Source organism: Acidovorax facilis, assembly GCF_023913775.1.
Taxonomy (GTDB): domain Bacteria; phylum Pseudomonadota; class Gammaproteobacteria; order Burkholderiales; family Burkholderiaceae_C; genus Acidovorax; species Acidovorax facilis.
In genome coordinates, this window is sequence record NZ_JAMXAX010000307.1 from 1 (window position 1) to 988 (window position 988).

A 988-nucleotide genomic window follows, 5' to 3' on the forward strand; every position below is an offset into this window, starting at 1 on the left:
CAGCCGGACTATCCGGCCAACGACGCCCGATGCACCGCATCGGGCGTTTGCATTTTCAGCGATAGGTGTGGCCGCTCGCAGTTGTAAATGCGCACCGACTGCTCGACCATGCGTCTGGCCTGGGCGAGATCCGCAGGGCGCTGCAACAAGAGCTCGGTCTTCAGAATGCCGTTGACCCGCTCGGCCAGCGCGTTCTGGTAGCAGTCGTAACCGTCGGTCATTGAGCAGATCACTCCGTGGCGCTTGTGCAGGGCCTGGTAATACGTCGAGCAGTACTGGATACCCCTGTCGGAGTGGTGCACCAGCTGCCGACTGCTCTGTCGCCCCGATAGCGCCATCTTCATGGCCTGCGCCACCTCCTCGGTCTGCATGCTCTCATGCACGTGCCAGCCGACGATCTTCCTGGAGTACGCATCCGTGACCAGACTCAGGTAGACGAACTTGCCGTGTGTGGGCAAGTAGGTGATGTCTGCTACCCAGACCTGTTCGCTGGCGCTGGCGCGAATCTGCTGTGGCCCGGCTTTGAGCAGGTTGGGGTGGCGCCTGAAGCGGTGGTGGCTGTCGGTCGTCTTGTGGTACGCCCGCCGGGGCGCCACCAGCAGCCTGGCGTTGCGCAGGACGTCGAACATCGCATCCCGGCCCAGACCTATTCCCTGGCGCTGCAGCGGCTCCTGCAGCAGGTAGTGCAGCTTGCGCGTGCCGATGCGTGGCTGACGCATGCGCTGCTCGCGCACCAACTCCACCACCGCCTGCGCATTCGCGAGGTGATCGGCCTCTCGGCGCCTGCCCTGGTAGTACGCCTGACGGCTGTGGCCCATATGCTGGCAAGCCCTCTTCACGCTCAACCCTGCGATGAGTTTTTGCGAGAGAACTTGCCCAAAGGCTTTTTTACGACGCGCACCCCGTAGTCCTTGCGCAGCACATCGATGACGGCTTCAAACAGCCTGGCCTTCTCCTGCGCCTGCTCGAGCTGCACCTGCAGCGCCTT

The 988-nt window shown here is 63.3% G+C and carries 1 pseudogene; it reads right to left on the reverse strand.

Going from position 1 to position 988, the window contains the following annotated elements:
- Positions 1 to 8: 8 nt before the first annotated feature.
- Positions 9 to 988, reverse strand: a pseudogene (locus NFX52_RS30330) (IS3 family transposase); the annotation flags it as partial.